Genomic DNA, 18,248 nt, shown 5'->3' with positions numbered 1-18,248 from the left:
CATGCCGTGCTCGCGGCGGTCCGCGGGCACGGTGCGGTGATGGGACTGCCGAACGGGGACGAGCTTCAGCCGGCCGGCCGGGGAGCGGATACGCCCGGGGGCGGACCGGCTCCGGCCGTGCCACGCGGGCGCGGCGAGGTGCCCCGCGCCGTGGCGGCCGTATTACTCCACGCCGTGGCGGCCGTGGTACTCCGCGCCGGTGGAAGGGCCCACCGGGTGGGGGTTTCGTTCCGGGCCCGGCCGCGGCGCGCGATGACCCGCCCCGGCCGGTTTTCGGCATCGGCGACACCGCCGACCGGACGTCGCGGAACCCTCGGATATCGGGCCCGGCGCCTGCCCGCCGGCTTCGTGTGCGAGGCCGGTGCGGGGCCCGGCGGCAGTGTCTTCGGCGGGGGGCGGTCGGGTGGGAAGGTGGCGGTGCAGGGCCGGGTGCTCAGGCGGGGCGGAACGGTGCCGCGGTGCCGTCGCGGTCTCCCGGAACCCGCCGGGCCCGGCCGGCCCCGGCCGGGAAGCGCCCGGGGCCGCGCCTGAGCGGAGACCGGGGACCGCCGCGGAATCCGCGCCCGCGGTTCAGTCGGGAAGCGCACATGCGTCGGCCGCCCCGGTCCAGGCGTGACGGCTGAACGCTGCGCACCGGGTTGCCCTCGGACCGCGCGTCCGCGTGCGGCGCCACGGTCACCTGACGGCTGTTCATCGGGTCCCCCTCCCGGGCGCAGCGGCCTCCGTACGCGTCGTGGAAGGTCAGGCGGAGACCTCGTCGAACCCGACGGCCGCCCGGCCGGCCCGGTGCACGTGGGCGGTCTCGGCGATCCGGCGGCCAAGGGCCTCGGCGGTACGCAGATCGCTGGCACAGGGGGTGACCTCGGCACCCTCGTCGTTGTTCGACTGCGACATGGCGCCCAGCCAGCTGCCGAGCCGGTTGAGGTCCTCGGGGCTGCCGGAGGAGGTGTTCCAGCCGCCGTACTCGGCGAGACCGACCCAGATCATGCCGTGCTGGGCGGCGAACAGCGTGATGTCGATCAGCGCGTTGAGCTTGTCACCCGCCATGTTGCCGCTGTTGGTGAAGCCACCCGCGATCTTGTTCTTCCAGCGCATGTTGTCGCCCCAGACCTGGCTGGTGGCCTCGACGAACGCGCGGAAGACGGCGCTGCTGCCGCCCATGTAGGTCGGCGTGCCGAAGATCAGGGCGTCGGACTCCTGCAGCACCTCCCACAGTTCGTCGTTCAGTTCGGCGAGGGAGACCAGTCGTACCTGAGTGTCGGGAACCTTCTCCGCACCGGCCGCGACGGCCGCCGCCTGCTTTGCGGTGTGGCCGTATCCACTGTGGTACGCCACCGCAACCTTGATCTGCATGCTTCTCCCCCACCCGGGATCAATACGATGTTTAGCTTTCACTAAAGCTGTTCAGAAAGCTTTAGGTGCCGGTTACGCTATCCATGCCCGCACGCCCAAGGCAAGCGCCTCCGGACAACACCCTGAAAAGAACAGGTAAACCGGCAGGTCGGAATAGTTCACCCTGCCACCTCCCCTTCTGCCCCGCCGGCCCGCGTGCGAGGCGCCGGGCACCCCGTCACCTCGACCGGGATGCCGGCACCTTCGACCGGGCGGCGAAAACGGACGCCGGGGCACACATCGCAGCCAGGCACACAGGGAGGGGTGACCGCGCCCCGGCCCATGCGGTGACGCTTCGTCAAATGGACCGAGGGACGGGAGACTTCACCAGGAGCGGACCGGCACGAGCCCACCCGTGCAGCCATGTGACGCGCGTCACATCATCCCGTGTCATACGGCGAAGCGGCCTCATCCGTATGCAGGGTGACGGGCCCACGAGGGGCCCGCCGCTACGGGGAAAGGACATCACGTGCGTAACAGGCGAATTTTCACCACTGCGCTCGCTGCCGCCGCGCTCACGGTCATCGGACTGGGCGGTGCCGCCCAGGCACACGCCGCCACCGCAACAGAGGCCGCACCGGCCGCCTTCCACCTCCAGGCCAAGCCGATGGACGGCCCGCCCGGAACCGTGTGGACCGGCAAGAAGTTCTGGACTCTCAGCGGCTGCCAGGCGGCGGGCACCGACCTGGTCAGCAGCGGCAAGTGGGCCGACCCCTTCTGCGACGGCTCGGGCCTCCAGTGGGACCTGTGGGCCCGGCCGCTGTAAACCGTCCGCCGGCTCCCACACCTCACGGGTAGTCGCGGACAGCAAACCCGAACCGGGCGGTCCGTCCCGCGCAAGTCCGCGGTCACGGGGGGCGGCCGCCCGGTCACGAGGGGGGAAGAAGGCCGCCCGGCCGGTCACGAGGGGGACGGCCGGGCGGCCAGGACGGACGGCCGGGGCCAGGAGGGGACGGCCGCTGACGCCGGGCGAGAATGAAGGCATGACACGTACGACGGTCGTCAATCTCAAGGGCCACCGGGACGACCCGGAGTACGCCGACGTGGTCTACGTAGGGCGTGCGATGCACCGGGGCGGCTGGCACCTCCCGGCGTCGCCGCTGGCCAGTCCGTTCCGCCCGGGCCGGGACGGGTCCCGCGCGGAGGTGTTGGCGAAGTACCGCGCCTGCCTGCTGGAGCGCCCTGACCTGCTCGCGCTCCTGCCCGCACTGCGCGGACGCCGGCTCGGCTGCTGGTGCGTCCCGGAGCCCTGCCACGCCCAGGTGATTGCCGAGATCGCCGACTCGGCGGAGTGAATGGGGTGAGGAGCACCGTGGAGCGCGGAGGGGGCGGCCGGGACCGCCGGCTCGGCGAAGCCCGGCCCCTGGTCACCCCCGGGGTCCGGCGGCACCGGCGGGAATGTGCGCGAGGGCCGCGCTCGACACGCGATACCGGCCGTTCGGCACCTCGCCGAGGGTGACATGGACGGTCAGGGGGCCCGCCCATTCATATCCGCGCTCGGCGGCGTGCCGGTCCAGCACATCGGTCAGATGCCGCCCCACCTGCCCGCCGCGTGCGGCCAGTTCATCGTGCACCCGTTGTGCGAGCTCGACGGTGTAGTCATTGGGCACGAGGACGCGGCTCTGGCTGCAGACGACCGCGTGCTCATCGCACTCCTGCCGTAGTGCGTCGAAGAGCTGGACCGGATCGGTCCGGAAAATCTTGCCCAGCAGCGCACGCTCGCATTCCTCCACCACACGTTCCCAACGCATCAGCCATCCCATGGAGATCGTCTGCCCTGGGGCCGGGTGCGCATGCGGCGTGATACCGGTCCTGGCTCGTCGGAGGCCCGCAAGAGGCGAGGGGCGGCCGCTCCGCCACCAGGAAATCCCTTGGCCCCTCTTGCACCGACAGTCACAATGGATGGGTGCCGATCATGACATTCCCGGAACCGGGTGTCCCGCCCGCCCTGCGTACGCAGGTGGCAGAGCTGCGGGACGAGGCCTGGCCCCCGGACTCCCCTGCGGCGCCCGGTACGTTCGCCCACGACCCCGCCCTGCAGCCGGTCTCGATGCTGCTCGTCGACGGTGCCACGGTGCTGGCCGCCCTGGACATCCTCAGCAAGGAGATCGCCCATGACGGCGAACGCTACCGGGCCGCGGGGCTGAGCACGGTGGTGACCCGTGGCTCCGCCCGCGGCCAGGGCCACGGCCGCCGTCTGGTGGCGGCCGCCCACGAGGCAATGGCGGCAAACGGCCCCGACCTCGGTCTGTTCACCTGCGACCGCCCGCTCCGGCCCTTCTACGAAAGCGCGGGCTGGCACCATCTGCCCGGCGCGGTACTGGTCGGCGGGACGCCCCTGGCCCCGTTCCCCAGTGACCGCCCCGGCTTCGACAAGGTCACCATGGCCGACTTCTTCTCGCCCCGGAGCCGGCGGCACCGCTGCGCCTTCCCGCACTCCCGCATCGAGTTGTACCCGGGCGAGATCGACAAGCTCTGGTGATCCTTGATGACGAGGGAGCGCCCGGGCGGGGTACACAGCGTCCGAACGGCTGGAATGCGGAGGCTCATGGTCAGTCACGGGGAGTTCCGCGAGGTGACCGGTGATCCGCCGGACGTCTGCCCGCGAAATCCCCGGACGTTCCGTCAGGCCCAGCGGCCCGGGTGCCCCTTCTGCCGCATGGTCCGAGGCCAGGCACCGGCGACGGTGCTGCGCGAGTGGCCGGAGACCATCGCCATCCGGCCACGGCACGGAGGTGTCGCCGACGGACATGTGCTGGTCATCCCCAGGGTCCATGTCGCCGATGTGGCCGAGGACCCGGCGGTGTCCGCTACGGCCATGCTGCGCGCCGCCGCACTCACCGCCGAGGCCGGGGACTGCGCGGAAGTACGGACAGCGCCGCGGCCGAGCCGCCGAGCCCCAATGCCGCATTCATCTCCCCGCTTTCCAGGGGAGGGGGCACGAGGGGCCTGCTCGCCAGGATGGAGGGCAGGGTCCCGGCACCGAGCGGCAGCCGGTCGAATGCCACGAAGTCACTCTCGCCTCCGGGATGCATACGCCATGTCCAGGGCGTAGCGACATCCGTTTCGGCGGGAGGTGGCGCGGCGGTGTTGCGCTCAGGTGCGGAAATCAGGCTGCTGAGTTGCCCATCGGCATTGAGGGCGCTGTCGCATAACTGCGCAAGATCGTGACTCGGCGCCTTCACACCGCGCTCGATCTTGCTCAAGTGGCCTTCGGAAAAGCAGATCAGGGTCGCCAGTTCCCCCAGCGACAGCCCCGCTTCGATCCTTCGCCGGCGTCACTCCGCCCCGAACCACACAGAAATCCGCTGCACCCCGCTCGCCCCCCTCGTCGCTCGCGACCGGTGAAGGGAGTGCGCCACGCATCACGCCGACTATCACATCTTCTCCATACATTGCTTTTTGTCGCTTTCATCACGCTCCGCTTCGGCCGACGTAATCCCCTTCTTTGCAGGAAGGCGGCCTTGCACAACGGGTCAGTTCACGGCGTTCCGTGGTTCCGCAACCGTGAAGATCACGTGTTATCGGCCCGGATCGTGGTGCGGTGGCGCCGGCCCGGGGCGGCGCCACGCGCACATGGAACACCCACCACACAACGAACCGAGGGAAAACCTCCAAAACCACTTTGCCAACACTGTGCCCGCCGAAGCGATCACGGGGAGATGCGGAGGCGCAGACTGGCGGACGCGGTACGCGCTCCGGTGGCGGCCGCTTCTCCTCCGCCACGAACTGGATGAACCGGACGAACCGAAGGACGTGCGTCATGAGCGAACGTGTCATCACCCCGCGCAGCCGCGGATTCCTCTTCCTCGACTCCCACCCGGCCGGCTGCGAGCGCCTGGTGCAGGAGATGTGGCAGGCCGCCCCCTCGCCCGCCCATGTGCCGGACGACGCCCCGGTGGCGCTCGTCGTCGGCTCCTCGGCCGGCTACGGGCTGGCCGCGACGATCGCCGGACTCGCTCATACGGGAATCCGCGGCATCGGCGTCTGCTTCGAGAAGGCCCCCACCGAGCGCCGCACCGCCACGGCCGGCTGGTACCGCACCGCCGCCACCGCTGAACTCGCCCGACGGCACGGCCAGGAGATGGTGTTCCTCAACGGCGACGCGTTCTCCGACGAGATGAAGGAGCAGGTCGCCGATCTCCTCCGACAGCGCTTCGGCCGGCTGGACCACCTGATCTACTCGGTTGCCGCCCCCCGGCGCACCGACCCGGAGACCGGAGCCACCTACGCCTCGGTCCTCAAGCCCATCGGCGAGCCGTACCGCACCAAGACCCTCGTCTTCGACGGTGACGGAACTCCGGAGGTCAAGGAGGTGGAGACGCCGCCGGCCGAGGACGACGACATCGAACAGACCGTGGCGGTGATGGGCGGCGCGGACTGGGAACGGTGGGTCGACCGCCTCGCCGACCGGGGCCTGCTCGCCGACGGGTTCACCACGGCAGCCCTGTCGTACATCGGATCCCCCCTGACGGACGGGATCTACCGGCAGGGCACCATCGGCGCCGCCAAGTCCCACCTCGAAGCCACCGCCAGAGCGCTCGACGAGCGCCTCGACAAGCTGGTCGGCGGCCGCGCGGTGACCTCCGTCAACGGCGCGGCGGTCACTCAGTCCTCCACCGCCATCCCCGGCATCGCCCTCTACGTCGGCCTGCTGCGCGGCGCACTCGGCGAGGGCATGGTGCCGCCGATCGCGCAGCTGGCCGACCTGTGGGACCAACTGACGGGCGTCCGGCCGCTCGACACCGATGAGGACGGCAGGGTCCGTCTCGACGGCTGGGAACTCAACAGCGCGGTCCAGGCCGCCGTCACCGAAAGGTGGGAGTCGGCCACCACCGAGACGATCGCCCGGCTCGCCGACCTCGACTGGTTCCACGCCGAGGTCCAGCGCCTCTACGGTTTCGCGGTAACGGGCATCGACTACACCGCCCCGACCGCGATTCAGGTTCCCTGGCCGGACGCCACTTCCTGACTGCCCGCAGGAAACCACCGGACCGCCGAGACCACCGCACCACCGCACCACCGCACCACCGCACCACCGAAACCACCGATGCCTACGCCACCACCGACTCGGAATTCTTGTGTGTGGTGGGTTTGCTGCTGTGGCCACCCCCGGCCCTTGCTGACGGGGAGAGCCGGGGCACTGGCCACGCAGGGCAGTTCCCGGATTGCGCGGCGCATTCGGTTTCCGCGTCAAGGAATCCGGGCGGCGGACCATTCGCCGCAGCGGCGGCCGCCGCGGCAAAACCTTTGCGCGCAGGCCGTGGCTCCTCGGCCACGGCCTGGCCGGTCACTGCGCGCCGGGCCCCTGACAGGGAATCACCGCGGTCACAGTTTTACCGGCCAACTCTTTCCTGATCTCTACGGAACTCGCGATGCGGCAGACCATTGACCATCCGAAACCGCCGCCCTCACCGCTGACATCCGGGGTGCGGGGGCGAGGGAGCACCGGGCTGGCATCGCCCACGTCGACCACCACCGATTCCGGGCCCGCCCGCAGCCGCAGCGTGCAGGTCTTTCCGCCCGCGTGCCGCACCGCATTGGTCACCAGTTCGGAGACGACCAGGATCACTGCCTCCCTGGTTTCCTTTTCCGTGGCGGGCTCCATTTGCTCCAGGAAGGTGGCGGCAAGGTGGCGTGCGGGCCCGACGGCCTCGGACCGGCAGTCGAGTTGAAGCTCCAGCACCGGCGACGCCGTCATGGTGCGAGGAGCCTCGGCGGTGCTCATGATAAAGCTCACCTCATATCGCGTCGTCTTGCCTTCAGGCCGGAAAGAGTTCCCGATTCCCCGGCTACCAACCACAATATTCCGAGGTCGGACGAAATGGTTTGTTCGCCCTGACGATGAAAGGCCGGCCCCGCACCCGTCCCGAGCGGACAAGGAAAAGCGGAGCGGTGTGGAACACCTCACGCCACCTCGGCAACTGGACGGCCAGGGCGGTCTCCGTCATGGCCACGAGGGCCTGCCGCGCACCGTCGGCGCCGAAATGCTCAGCGCGAGAAGCGGCACCGGCAAAAGCGGAGCCACCGTCATCATCCTCCGGACAGTCGCGTGCCCGCATCCGCCGGAAACAATCGGACAATACCCCTGTTTGCTTCACGGGCCGGTGGGTAAGGGCCGGTCTCGCCTGTCGTTGCGCGCAGGGCCGGAGGGCCTACCGCATTGCTCACCGAATCCGCCGCCGACTACCGCGCCGGGCTCGGCATCGACCGGCCGATCGCCTCCTCCTCTTCAGGAAAGAAAATGCGGACATAACTAAAATGCGGACATAACTACCTATAGCGGCCCTTGCTCCTTATGCTTCACTGCGTCGAATGACACGCGCCCCTCGGTCAGGTGACGGCCACTCCCGGCCGGCGGGGGACGTCCACACCCGCTCGACGCCGGAAGGCGGCAGCTCCCGTCCGGCGTGAACGAGCAGCGGGCCGGCGCCGCTCCAGTTGCCCACGCTGTGTGTGGTCGCCGCGGACGGGCTCCCGGGCCGAGGCGTCCGTGCCCTCATCCGGGACACCACCAGCCTTGCCCCGACGAAGACCATCGCCGTGGCCGCCAGATACCCCAGTTCCAGCACCGCGGCATGGGCCGGGGCGACCCTCGCCGACCAGCCCGCGCCGCGCTGTACTCCCTCGAACACCACACGGTTGACGCTCAGGAAGGCCACATGGGTACCGATCGCCGCCCACAGCGGCGCGACTCCCGGTGCCGTCCGGGCAGCCACCAGCGTGAGCCCGAAGACCGAGAGCAACACCAGGTAGGCGATCGGATCCTGCCCCTCGGGGGTGAGGCCCATCGGCGGGGACGCCACGCCCACCAACCGGGACACCCCGGCCTGCACCACGGTGGATGCCGCCGGCACCAGCAGGAAGACCGCCGTCACCCCCAGGGCGGAGACCGCGCCGCCGAGCCGGTCGCGCAACGAGGCCCAGGCATAGCCGCGCAGCGTCGCCTCCTCGGGCAGCGCCTCAAGCAGCACGGCCACCACGGCATTGCTCGCCAGGAACGTGGCAAGGGCCGCCGGGTCCAAGCCGGACCAGTGGACCCATCCGAGCGCCGTGCCGGCCCCGAGCACGGCGGCAGCACAGGAGACGGTGACGACCAGGCCGCGGAGGAAGCCGAGTGGCGCCGAGGAAAGGGGCCCGAAGCCCAGCGGGCAGCGCCTCGCCGACCGGGCGGCCCGCAACCCCATGACGGTGGGGACGGCCAGCGCACTCACCAGCGCGGCAGGCAGCAGCTGCCGCACCGGACCGTCGGCACCGAGCACCCGGGCGAACACCTCCCCCAGCGCATTCCCCGCTCCCAGTGCACACGCCATCACCGCACCGCCGAGGAGGGCTCTCCCCCAGGCCCGCCCCACGGAGCCCCCAGCCGGCGTCGTGCCGTAGGTCGTAGCCATCGGCTCTCCCTTCACGTTCGGCGGGAGGGGCGTCCGGGTGCATCCGGATATGCCCGGACGCGTCCTGGCCGGTGCGCCGGGGTCGTCCCTGCGCATCGAACCGGGCAGGTGGTGGGGTTCGTCACCCCGGCACCTGCACCGGGCACCGGGCGGACACCGGACCGCCGCACCCCGCAAGCTCTTCGAGAGCTACGTGTGCCCGCGGCATCGCCCAAGAAGCCGCCCACCGTCGCGCCCGACACGAACGGCTCCTCAAACCCTCCTGGGGCATGACCTACCGGCGCCGGGGACTACATCCCCCGGCCCAGCAGCCGTACGCGAAGGGGGCGGACCACGGCCGGCTACTGCCCCTCGCGTGCCGTACGCGCCGTGCGTGCCGCACTCGCACTCGCAAAGAGCCTCAACGGGACATAGACCGCCACGGAAACGATGAACGCGACGTAGTACGCAAGATCGGCGCCGTGCAGTGCGGCCGCGACCGGCCCGACGAACAGGGTCGTGTCCATGAAGGGCACCGCCGCGGCGAACGCGATGGCAAAAGCGAGGCACGCGGGCCACCACGGCTGAGGGCGGGCGAACTCGGCCTCGACGTCGATCGGCGCGCCGCGACGGGCCTTGGCGCGCAGCCTCGCGTCGACGAGCACGATGCCCACGAATCCGGGGATCCAGTAACCCACGAACAGCAGCAGGTTCTGGAAGCGCATCGCGGTGTCCGCGGCGTGCATCCACAGCACCAGCAGGAATCCGAGTACGGCCGCTGCCGCCGCGGCGAGCGGCCGGGGGATCCGTATACCGGCCGTCTGGAGCGCCAGGGAGCCGCTGTAATCGTTCATGGCGTTGCTGCACACGGCAGCGGCCGCAATGGCCAGCAGGCCGAAGGCGCCGAGGACCCCGCCGCCCAGCAGTCCGTGCACCCCGGCAGCGGTCTGATCGGTGAACAGCTTGGCTCCCCACAGTCCAAGGGCCTGCACCCAGGCGAACGAGAGCACCATGCCGAGCACGGAGTACCAGAACATCCTGGGCCGGGAGGTCGCACGGGGCAGGTAGCGGCTGAAGTCCGACGCGTACGGGGCCCACGAGATGGCCAGACTCAGCGCGACGGTGCTGGTCAGGACAAAGGCACCGAGGCGATCGGCACCGTGCGCGGAGCCCGTTACGGGAAGCGGCACACCGGACAGCAGCTTGACGCTCAGGACCAGGAATGCGGCGCCCAGCACAAAGGTCATCACCGTTTGGAGCTGATGGAGCGCCTCGTAGCCGAAGACGCCGACGGCTCCCTGGAGCAGCAGGACCACCAGCGCGCCCAGCCAGAACGGCCAGCCGAGCAGCTGGGCCAGCGCCTCACCGCCGAAGAGGCCGATCAGTGCGTCCCAGGCGACGGAGGAGAGCCACTGCATGATGCCGGGCAGCGCCACGCCACGGCCGAAGGCCAGCCGCGACAGCGGTAGCTGACCGGTCCCGGTCTGGCTGCCCCAGGTGCCGAGGTAGGCGGCGGGTACCGCGCCGACGATCGTGCCGAGCACCATGGCCGTGAGGGCCGTCCAGAAGTCCAGCCCCAGGGAGATGCCCACGGTGCCGGAGAACACTCCGGTCATCGTGAGGTTGGGGGCGAACCACACGGTGAAAAGGCGGGCAGACTTTCCGTAGCGGTTGTTTTCGGGCACCGGCTCGATGCCGTGCCGTTCGACCGCCAGGTCACCGGTCCGGGCAGGCATCCGCCCTCGGAAGGCGGATTCTTCGATGGTCATGACTCTCCAGGCTCAACAGATGCGCCGCCCTACGGTAGGCCGGGCGGTCGGCCCGTCCGTCACGGCCCCCTGGCGCGGCCCCCGGTACGGTGCCGCCGGCCAGGGTCGAACGGAGGCAGGCGCCGTCCCAGGGGGCGGTCGGTGATCACGACATCCGAGGAACCCTGAGGGGCCTGAGGAACCCGAGGGTCAGATCAGGGAGCAGGGATCAGGGATAGGACACCAGGGTCGACGGCACCGTCGAGGTGCCCGAGGTGGGGGCGCCGATGCCGTTGATCACGTGCTCGTACTGCCCCTTGCCGCCGAGGGAGACCACGAGCAGATCGTGGAGCCGCACGCCCGGCTTCTCCGGGGCCGCGAAGCCGTGGTCCTGGCGGATGGTGGGATCCACGTTGTAGTAGCAGTAGCTGCCCAGGCCCCACCCTTCGTGCGTGGTCACCCCGTCAGCGATCTTGTACGCGGCGTACCCCTTGGTGCTGCCGTTCTGTACCGCGGCCTGGTTGGGTGCGTCGTACGCCTTCTCGTTCTGGAAGAAGACCGTGCGTCCGCGCTCGCCGCGCCACTCCACGTCGTACTTGTTGAAGTGCTCGACGAAGAGCCCGGTCGCCACGACGTCATCGCCGTTGACCCGGACCCCGTAGTCGGCCCGGTTGGTCTCCCAGCCCACACCGTCCCCGTGGTCGGCGCGCCAGACCCAGGTGTGATCGACGATCGTGTGGTTGCTGTTGATCACCATGCTGGTGGTCGCCTTGCCGGCGCCCGCCCCGCCGATCCGGATGAAGACGTCCTGAACCGTGGTCGGGTTGGCGGCGTGGCTTGCGGAAGCGCCCTCGGGGCCGACCTCCAGCAGCGTGGTGGAGTTGACCGGTCCTGCATCGATCAAAAATCCGGCGAGCCGTACACCGTCGACGTCGGCGACCTTCACGGCCGTGACACCGTTGTCCGGAACGAGGGTCGCATACCCCAGCCCCAGGACCACGGCGTTCGGGCGCTGGACGTCGATCGGCCGGTCGAGGTGGTAAATCCCGGGTGTGAGCAGCACGTTGAGGCCTTGTGCCAGCGCGGCGTTGAGGGTCGCCGCGGCAACGCCGGGTTTGGCCACATAGAACTGTCCGAGCGGCAGGGACTGGCCTCGTGGTGTGCCGTTTCCCCAGGTGGTGCCGCGGGCGTTGGTGCGCTTCTCGGGCAGGAAGACCCGGTAGTCGGCCCCGTCGAGGTAGAGGAACGGCTTTTCACGGGAGACCGGGGTGGTGTCGAGCGTGGTGTACGGGGGGTTGGGGAAGGTCTGCGCGGGGGCTCCCTCGACCCCCGAGAACACCATGTTCCACACGGCGTTGTTCCAGCCGCCCACGGAACTGTCGCGGCTGTACCACTGCTGCTGCGAGTACGGGCTCACCGTGCCGTCGATACGGCTGTCGGCGATATAGCCGCCGCTGGCCCAGCCGTAGCCGTCGGGTGCCAGGTTCAGCCCGCCCTTGACGTGCATCCGCCGGAACGGTGCCGCCTGGGCCACCGCCCACCGGTTGGTGCCGTTGACGGGGCGGAGCGCGAGGTTTTCCGCCGAGCGCCAGAAGTTTTGTGTCGCATTGCCGTTGAACCAGCCGGCGTCCACGGTCACATCACCGTTGAAGGTGGTGTCGTCGGGCGACAGCCCGAGGCCGGCGATGGAGGTGTAGAAGCCGAGCTGGGCGTTGAGTCCGTTGTAGGTGCCCGGCCTGAAGAGGAGTTGGTACCTCCCGTCGCCGAACTGGGCCGACTCCTGCCGCCGGAAGATCTCGTCGAGCGTGCCTTGGATGTCGGGCGTGGCGGGCTCGAAGACCAGCACGTGGGGGCCGAGGTCGCCGCCGCCCGGCAGCCCGGCGGCAGCCGGCGCCGCGGACGCCCGGGAGGAAAGGACCGGCAGGCTTGCGGCGGGGAGCGCGGCTGCCATCGCGGCCAGGACTCTGCGGCGTGAGGGCGTGGACGCGGAGGACGCCGGAGCATCGGTGGGGGGTGTGGGCATAGCGGCTCTCCTGATTCAGGAAGTGAACGAATGATGTTCATGGGAGCGCTCTCTTGCCCGATGCATGTTCATCACCTGGGAAAGGTGCGTCAAGACTTCTGTCGGGATTCCAGAGGTTCACCTCTGATGGATCGTCAAATAACAGCCGTTTTGGGCATGTTACTGCCGAACCGACCCGATCCGGAGTGTCGTGACGCAGCCCGCTCCGCGTTCAGTAAATGTCAGTGGGATGCGGCGCGGCGGGGTGTGCGTAAACTGCGGGGTCATGCCCATGCCACAAATCTCCCCTGCCCCGGACGCCACGTGGTGCGCACCGGACGCCGCGGCGCAATGACCGCTCTCCCCATCTGACCGACATTTCAGATCTTGAACCGACGCCCCGGGTCTTGAGGCGTCGGCACCCATGCGGTGCACCCCGCCTCCCACCGCCCGCCTCCCGCAGGGTGGTGCAGTGCGTCAGCCCAGGGCCCGGTCAAGGTTGAATGCGGCGCTGATGAGGCCGAGATGGGTGAAGGCCTGGGGGAAGTTGCCGATCTGTTCGCCGGTGTGGCCGATCTCTTCGGCGTACAGCCCGAGGTGATTGGCGTAGGTGAGCATCTTCTCGAAGGCGAGCCGGGCCTCGTCCACCCGGCCGGCGCGGGACAGCGCCTCGACATACCAGAACGAGCAGATCGAGAAGGTGCCCTCCTCGCCCCGCAGGCCGTCGGGGCTGCGGCGGGGGTCATAGCGGTAGACCAGGGAATCGGACACCAGCTCCTCGCCCAGCGCATCCAGGGTGGAGAGCCACTTCGGGTCGGTGGGAGAGATGAACTTGGCCAGCGGCATCATCAGGACGGACGCGTCGAGGACCTCGTCACCCTCGTGCTGGACAAATGCCTTCCGCCTGCTGGACCAGCCACTCTCCATGATCCGCTGGTAGATCGCGTCGCGGGCATGTGCCCAACGGGGCATGTCCGCCGGCAGGCCCCGGTGGGTGGCGATGCGTATCGCGCGCTCGATCGCCACCCAGCACATCAGCTGCGAGTACAGGAAGCGCTGGGACTTGCTGCGCGTCTCCCAGATGCCTTCGTCCGGCTGGTCCCAGTTCTCGCAGACCCAGTTGACCAGCGTGCCGATGGTGGCCCAATGCCCGCTGTGCAGCGGCTCCCCCCATTTGTCGTAGAGGTAGAGCGAGTCGATGAGGGCGCCGTAGATGTCCAGTTGGAGCTGGTGGACGGCCTCGTTGCCGATCCGGACGGGCGACGAGCCCAGATGCCCTTCCCAGTGCGGGAGTTCTTGCTCGGGGAGTTCGCTGCGGCCGTCGATGCCGTACATGATCTGCAGCGGACCGTCGGAACCGTCGTTGAGGGCGATGTTCTCGGACAGGAAGTGCACAAAGGCCTTGGCCTCATCGGTGAAGCCCAGTCTGAGCAGTGCGTAGATGCAGAACGCGGCGTCCCTCACCCATGCATAGCGGTAGTCCCAGTTGCGCTCGCCGCCGACCTGTTCGGGCAGGCTGGTGGTGGGAGCGGCCACGATGGCGCCGGTCGGGGCGTACGTGAGGAGCTTGAGGGTGAGCGCGGAGCGGTGCACCATCTCCCGCCAGCGCCCTCGGTAGCGGGAGTGCGACAGCCAGGTGCGCCAATACCGCACCGTGGCACCGAACAGGTCCTCCGCCTCCGCCAGCGGGCACGCCCGCGGCTCCACCCCGCCGCCGATCCGGTCGAGCGCGAAAACGGCGAACTCGCCCTCTCCCAGCAGGAACGAGGCCGTGGCGTCCGGGCCGTCGATCTCGACCGGAACGCTGGACGTCAGCGCCAGTGAGAGATCCGGGGAGTCGAACACGGTCTGGCCCTGCCGCGCACTCACGGTGTGCGTACTGCGCCCGTAGTCGAAGCGCGGGGCCACCCGTGCGGTGAACGGCAGGGCCCCGCGCACGCAGAGCACCCGCCGGATCAGCCGGTGGCGGTCCGCCTCATGGGAGCCGTCGGCGATCGGCATGAAGTCCTGGACCTCGCCGACACCGTGGTCCGCGAAGAACCGCGTGATCAGGATGTTGGTGTCGGGGAAGTAGAACTGCTTCGTCCGGGCGGGAACATCCGGGGCCAGCTCGAAGGCCCCGCCCCGGTCGGCGTCGAGGATCGCCGCGAAGACACTGGGGGCGTCGAAGCGTGTGCAGCAATACCAGTCGATGGTGCCGTTGGTGCCGACGAGAGCGGCCGTACGCATGTCCCCGATCAGGCCGTGCTCGGCGATGGGGGTGTAGCGGAGTGCGTCCGCCTTGCTGGGGCGGAGGCTCACAGCGGCGGTCATACGACCTCCCCGGACGGGGGCTGCAGGAGCAGTGGATTCAGGTTACCTCCACGCCGTCGCGGGCGGCGAGCGAGCGGTGTGCGCTCGGGGCCGCCCGCTGAGGAGTCACTGTGCGTGTTCCGTGCTCACGGAGGGAGTCGGCAAGGCCGCTGCCGCCGGCCACCGGTCCGGGCCTGGCTACGTCGACCGCGGCTGCCCGAAGTCCACCTGGCGGGAAGCGGCGATTCCGGCCCGGCCTCTCGCGCTGCGCCCCTCCGCCGTAGGACGATGGCACGCTCGCCTTGCGCCTGCCCCGTTCCGTACGCCATGCCCTGGGAAGGACCCGGACCATGAGCAGACCGACTGCCGCACACGGCCGCCTCGCCCTGCTGCTCACCACCCTGCTCCTCGGAATGTCGCTCGCCCTCGCGCCCGGGCCCCTCGCACACGCAGCGGGTGCGCCGGCCGGCCCCGCTCACCGTGCCGCGTCGGCCGGCACCTACTGGACCCCGCAGCGGATGCGGGCCGCACAGCCCGCCGTCGTCACCAGGAGTTCCAAAGCGCCGCACCGGGCAGCGGGCCCCACTCCGCCGAGCCACCCGTTCGACGGACTCCCCCAGGTGGGGACGTTCTTCTGGACGGACGGCAGCAACACCGGCCGGTTCTGCGGCGGCACGGTCGTGCGCAGCCCGCGTCACAACCTCGTGGTCAGCGCCGCGCACTGTCTGCGCGCCCCCGACCCGAAACGACACCTCTCGTTCGTGCCCCAATACCACGACGGGCTCACACCGCACGGGATCTACCCCGTCGACCGCGTCTACCTCGACCAGCGGTATGACGACCTCGGTACCGGCGCGGGGGCCCGCTGGGACTACGCGGTCGTGCGGCTGGGGGCGAGGAGCGACGGGCGGGAGGTGGAGGAAGTGGCCGGCGGCTTCGACCTGCTCCCGTACCCGGGGTACGACCACCGGAAGGTACGGCTCATCGGCTACCCCGGCAACAACGACACCAGCCATCCCAAACCGCTGGACTGCACCTCCTCCACACACCGCTACACCAGCACCGACCCGGCCGCGCCCGGGGACTTCCTGGAGATTGCCTGCGCGGGCTATATCGGCGGCACCTCCGGCGGGCCGTTCCTGGTACGGGACTTCACCGGCTACGCCCTGATCGGCGTCATCGGCGGCTACCACACCGGCGGCGACTTCCCGGACGTCTCCTACAGCTCCTACTTCACGGCCGACACCCTGGCGCTCTATGCGCACGCGGTGCACGGTGATACCCCTGCCGTACCGCGCCAGGATCCGCCGTCGAAGTGATCGTGGACGTCTCCGGGCATTTCCCCGGGCCCTGTTCATGTCGCCTCGATGTCAGCGTTCCTGTCCGCGTTAAGGTCAGCGATGGCTAACGGCTGGTTTCCCACCAGACCCGCAGTGGAAGGTGACGCCCGTTGGTGCCGTCGTTTCTCTCGTCCGTGCTGAACCGCCTCTTCGGCAATGAATCGTGGCGCCGGCTTCATGCACGGGCGGCGTTCTGGGTCACGCTGGTCATGACCGCGGTACTTCTCGGAGGTGCCGCTCTGGTCGTGGTCGCCGAATCCGGCGCGCCGCACGCCAATATCACGTCGTACCCGAGGGCTTTGTGGTGGTCGATCGAGACGGCGACCACGGTGGGTTACGGGGATTTCTATCCGGTCACGCTGTGGGGCCGCGTCATTGCTTCGCTCCTGATGCTCAGCGCCATCACGGCGTTCGGGGTCATCACGGCTGCCCTCGCCACCTGGTTCGTCGGGCGCGCGGAGCAGGACGTCATCCGCGTGGGCAAGGCGGTGGGGAATTACGCACGCGAGGATGCGGAAGCGCTCCGCTCGGAACTGCATACGCTGCACACGCGCTTCGACCACGTGGAGAACCTGATCCGGGACAAGGGTTCCCACTCCCCTTCTTGACCGAGGGGCGTTGCGGTCCTTGACTTGGCTCCTTGCCTGTCCATGTCTCAGCGGGCGGACTCTTGTCTAAGCTGGTGGCCGTGATGAATTCCGCCGATGTCCGCCGTATCGCCCTTTCCCTGCCCGAGACGGTGGAGAAGGAGGCCTGGGAGATGCCCACATTCCGGGTCGCCGGAAAGATGTTCCTCACGATTCCCGACGACGAGACCTCGTTCGCCGTGCGATGCCCGCGGCACGAGCGGGAAGAGTTGATTGCCGCGGAGCCGGCGAAATTCTGGGTACCGCCGCACGAAGCCGGCTCCGCCTGGGTGAGGGTACGGCTGGCCGCTTTGGAGGACATCGACGAGCTGCGGGACATCCTCGTGGACTCCTGGAAGCAAGCAGCTCCGACGCGGCTGGTGGATGCTTTTCCCCGAACGGACTGAGTCGGCACGCCCTGCTGAGCGGACATGTCTTGCCGATCTCATCGACGCCGGCCGTCAGCAGGGCCGCCTCTCACGGGCGGCGGCGCAGGTCGCTCCAGTCCAGTGCCTGGGACGCCGTCTGCTGGGAACGCTCGGCGGCCTCGCGAGCCTCGGCGAGGATGTCTCCGTGCTCCTCGACGAGCTCTTCGTAGATGGGGGTGGGGCTGGAGGTGTGCGTAGAGGTGTGCGTGGAGATGGTCATGTCGGTGTCCCGTTCCCTAGTGATTCTGTGACTGCGGCTTGAAGGCTTCTCGCCGCCCTGGGAAGTAGGGAGCACCACAGTTGCATAGTCGGTGCACCAAGGGAGGTTTTCCCCACTCGTCCGCCGCTCCCCCGCGCGGGCGCTGGACATCGTGTCATGAGCGCGGCGAGCACGCAAAGATCATCCCAGAGCCCGAGACCTGTGCGGTGCGTTCACCCCAACCGCAGGTGAGGGGCCGCCACTCGTCAAGGACCGAAGCGCGCACGTCCCGCAGGTGTGCGTCATCTCATGCGCTCCGTCCCCTGGGAACGCGTCAGCCGCAGCCGGTCATCCTCGTTCTCGGCAGACATCGGCTCGGCGCAGTGGGAGGAGACTTCGTGAGCAGACCGCTGTACGTAAGGTTTCAGGGGACCAGGCGCAACCCGAGAGGGAGCTTCCCCGGCGTCTTCGGCCTCAAGCCAACGGTCTTGCCCGGGAGGGCAAGTTGAGCGACGAGCAGCACCGCTTCTGGCGGGCCGGCAACGACTGGTACGACGCCCACTTCACCAACCCCTCGGACATCGACCCCACGGTCTACGACCGGGACCTCAACCCCGGGGCGGTGGCCTGGTTCAAGGCCCATGCCGTGCATCTCATCGACCGGGTGGACGGATATCTGGAGCTCCTGGCCGCGCATCACGTGCCCTGCGAGCGGATCGAGTCCACGGACCCCGGAAGGATCATTTACGAGGATGACGAGCAGGTCGTGGTCGTCCCGTGGGAACAGGCAGGGGCGGGGGCAGCGACGACGTGACCCGGGGACGGTCCTCCAGGGCAACGCTGGTGCG

Annotated in this window: 16 protein-coding genes and 1 pseudogene; 8 read left to right on the top strand and 9 right to left on the bottom strand. The window is 69.4% G+C overall.

Annotated features, from left to right (window positions below):
- Positions 1-741: 741 nt before the first annotated feature.
- Positions 742-1,353, bottom strand: coding sequence for a flavodoxin family protein (locus ACGFR7_RS29485; RefSeq protein ID WP_328390434.1), 612 nt, complete (start codon positions 1,351-1,353; stop codon positions 742-744).
- A 508-nt stretch (positions 1,354-1,861) separates the two neighbouring features.
- On the opposite strand from ACGFR7_RS29485, the gene ACGFR7_RS29480 reads away from it, so the two are divergent.
- Positions 1,862-2,158 (top strand): hypothetical protein, encoded by a 297-nt coding sequence (locus tag ACGFR7_RS29480; RefSeq protein WP_393325114.1) that lies wholly within the window; start codon positions 1,862-1,864, stop codon positions 2,156-2,158.
- Between the two features lie 217 nt (positions 2,159-2,375).
- Positions 2,376-2,687: a DUF4326 domain-containing protein gene (locus tag ACGFR7_RS29475; RefSeq protein WP_393325113.1), complete on the top strand. Its 312-nt coding sequence runs from the start codon at positions 2,376-2,378 to the stop codon at positions 2,685-2,687.
- A gap of 72 nt (positions 2,688-2,759) precedes the next feature.
- Here the strand turns inward: ACGFR7_RS29475 and ACGFR7_RS29470 are convergent, their stop codons facing one another.
- Positions 2,760-3,143, bottom strand: a complete 384-nt coding sequence (locus ACGFR7_RS29470) for a DUF3662 domain-containing protein (RefSeq protein ID WP_393325112.1) — start codon at positions 3,141-3,143, stop codon at positions 2,760-2,762.
- Positions 3,144-3,307: 164 nt separating this feature from the next.
- On the opposite strand from ACGFR7_RS29470, the gene ACGFR7_RS29465 reads away from it, so the two are divergent.
- Positions 3,308-3,874 carry a GNAT family N-acetyltransferase gene (locus ACGFR7_RS29465; RefSeq protein ID WP_393325250.1) on the top strand — a complete coding sequence of 189 codons (567 nt, stop codon included), beginning with the start codon at positions 3,308-3,310 and terminating at the stop codon, positions 3,872-3,874.
- 355 nt (positions 3,875-4,229) lie between these two features.
- On the opposite strand, the gene ACGFR7_RS29460 is transcribed toward ACGFR7_RS29465, so the two are convergent.
- A complete protein-coding gene (locus tag ACGFR7_RS29460) occupies positions 4,230-4,658 on the bottom strand; it encodes a helix-turn-helix domain-containing protein (RefSeq protein WP_393325248.1) in 429 nt (142 codons plus the stop codon).
- Positions 4,659-5,155: 497 nt separating this feature from the next.
- On the opposite strand from ACGFR7_RS29460, the gene fabV reads away from it, so the two are divergent.
- A complete protein-coding gene (gene fabV, locus ACGFR7_RS29455; RefSeq protein ID WP_393325111.1) occupies positions 5,156-6,364 on the top strand; it encodes an enoyl-[acyl-carrier-protein] reductase FabV in 1,209 nt (402 codons plus the stop codon).
- Positions 6,365-6,682: 318 nt separating this feature from the next.
- Here the strand turns inward: fabV and ACGFR7_RS29450 are convergent, their stop codons facing one another.
- The 5 genes from ACGFR7_RS29450 to ACGFR7_RS29430 all read right to left on the bottom strand — a co-directional run bounded on the left by ACGFR7_RS29450 (position 6,683) and on the right by ACGFR7_RS29430 (position 14,828).
- Positions 6,683-7,120 (bottom strand): ATP-binding protein, encoded by a 438-nt coding sequence (locus ACGFR7_RS29450; protein WP_393325110.1) that lies wholly within the window; start codon positions 7,118-7,120, stop codon positions 6,683-6,685.
- Between the two features lie 568 nt (positions 7,121-7,688).
- Entirely contained in the window at positions 7,689-8,786 is a 1,098-nt protein-coding gene (locus tag ACGFR7_RS29445; protein ID WP_393325108.1) for a type II CAAX prenyl endopeptidase Rce1 family protein, read from the bottom strand.
- Between the two features lie 341 nt (positions 8,787-9,127).
- Entirely contained in the window at positions 9,128-10,534 is a 1,407-nt protein-coding gene (locus ACGFR7_RS29440) for a purine-cytosine permease family protein (protein ID WP_393325106.1), read from the bottom strand.
- Positions 10,535-10,742: 208 nt separating this feature from the next.
- Positions 10,743-12,536, bottom strand: coding sequence for a coagulation factor 5/8 type domain-containing protein (locus ACGFR7_RS29435; protein ID WP_393325104.1), 1,794 nt, complete (start codon positions 12,534-12,536; stop codon positions 10,743-10,745).
- Positions 12,537-12,992: 456 nt separating this feature from the next.
- A complete protein-coding gene (locus ACGFR7_RS29430) occupies positions 12,993-14,828 on the bottom strand; it encodes a glycoside hydrolase family 15 protein (RefSeq protein ID WP_393325102.1) in 1,836 nt (611 codons plus the stop codon).
- A gap of 329 nt (positions 14,829-15,157) precedes the next feature.
- Here ACGFR7_RS29430 and ACGFR7_RS29425 point away from each other — a divergent pair, with 329 nt between their 5' ends.
- The 3 genes from ACGFR7_RS29425 to ACGFR7_RS29415 all read left to right on the top strand — a co-directional run bounded on the left by ACGFR7_RS29425 (position 15,158) and on the right by ACGFR7_RS29415 (position 17,180).
- Entirely contained in the window at positions 15,158-16,126 is a 969-nt protein-coding gene (locus tag ACGFR7_RS29425) for a trypsin-like serine peptidase (protein ID WP_393325100.1), read from the top strand.
- 131 nt (positions 16,127-16,257) lie between these two features.
- On the top strand, positions 16,258-16,755 hold the full coding sequence (locus ACGFR7_RS29420) for a potassium channel family protein (protein ID WP_393325098.1): 498 nt from the start codon (positions 16,258-16,260) through the stop codon (positions 16,753-16,755).
- A gap of 83 nt (positions 16,756-16,838) precedes the next feature.
- A complete protein-coding gene (locus ACGFR7_RS29415) occupies positions 16,839-17,180 on the top strand; it encodes an MmcQ/YjbR family DNA-binding protein (RefSeq protein ID WP_393325247.1) in 342 nt (113 codons plus the stop codon).
- 70 nt (positions 17,181-17,250) lie between these two features.
- On the opposite strand, the gene ACGFR7_RS29410 is transcribed toward ACGFR7_RS29415, so the two are convergent.
- A complete protein-coding gene (locus ACGFR7_RS29410) occupies positions 17,251-17,421 on the bottom strand; it encodes a hypothetical protein (protein ID WP_350248953.1) in 171 nt (56 codons plus the stop codon).
- Positions 17,422-17,798: 377 nt separating this feature from the next.
- Between ACGFR7_RS29410 and ACGFR7_RS29405 the strand changes: the two are divergent.
- Positions 17,799-18,214: pseudogene (locus tag ACGFR7_RS29405) on the top strand (hypothetical protein).
- The last annotated feature ends 34 nt before the right edge of the window (positions 18,215-18,248 follow it).

This window comes from Streptomyces sp. NPDC048516 (genome assembly GCF_043199875.1).
GTDB lineage: Bacteria > Actinomycetota > Actinomycetes > Streptomycetales > Streptomycetaceae > Streptomyces.
This window is presented reverse-complemented; position numbering and strand designations above follow the sequence as displayed.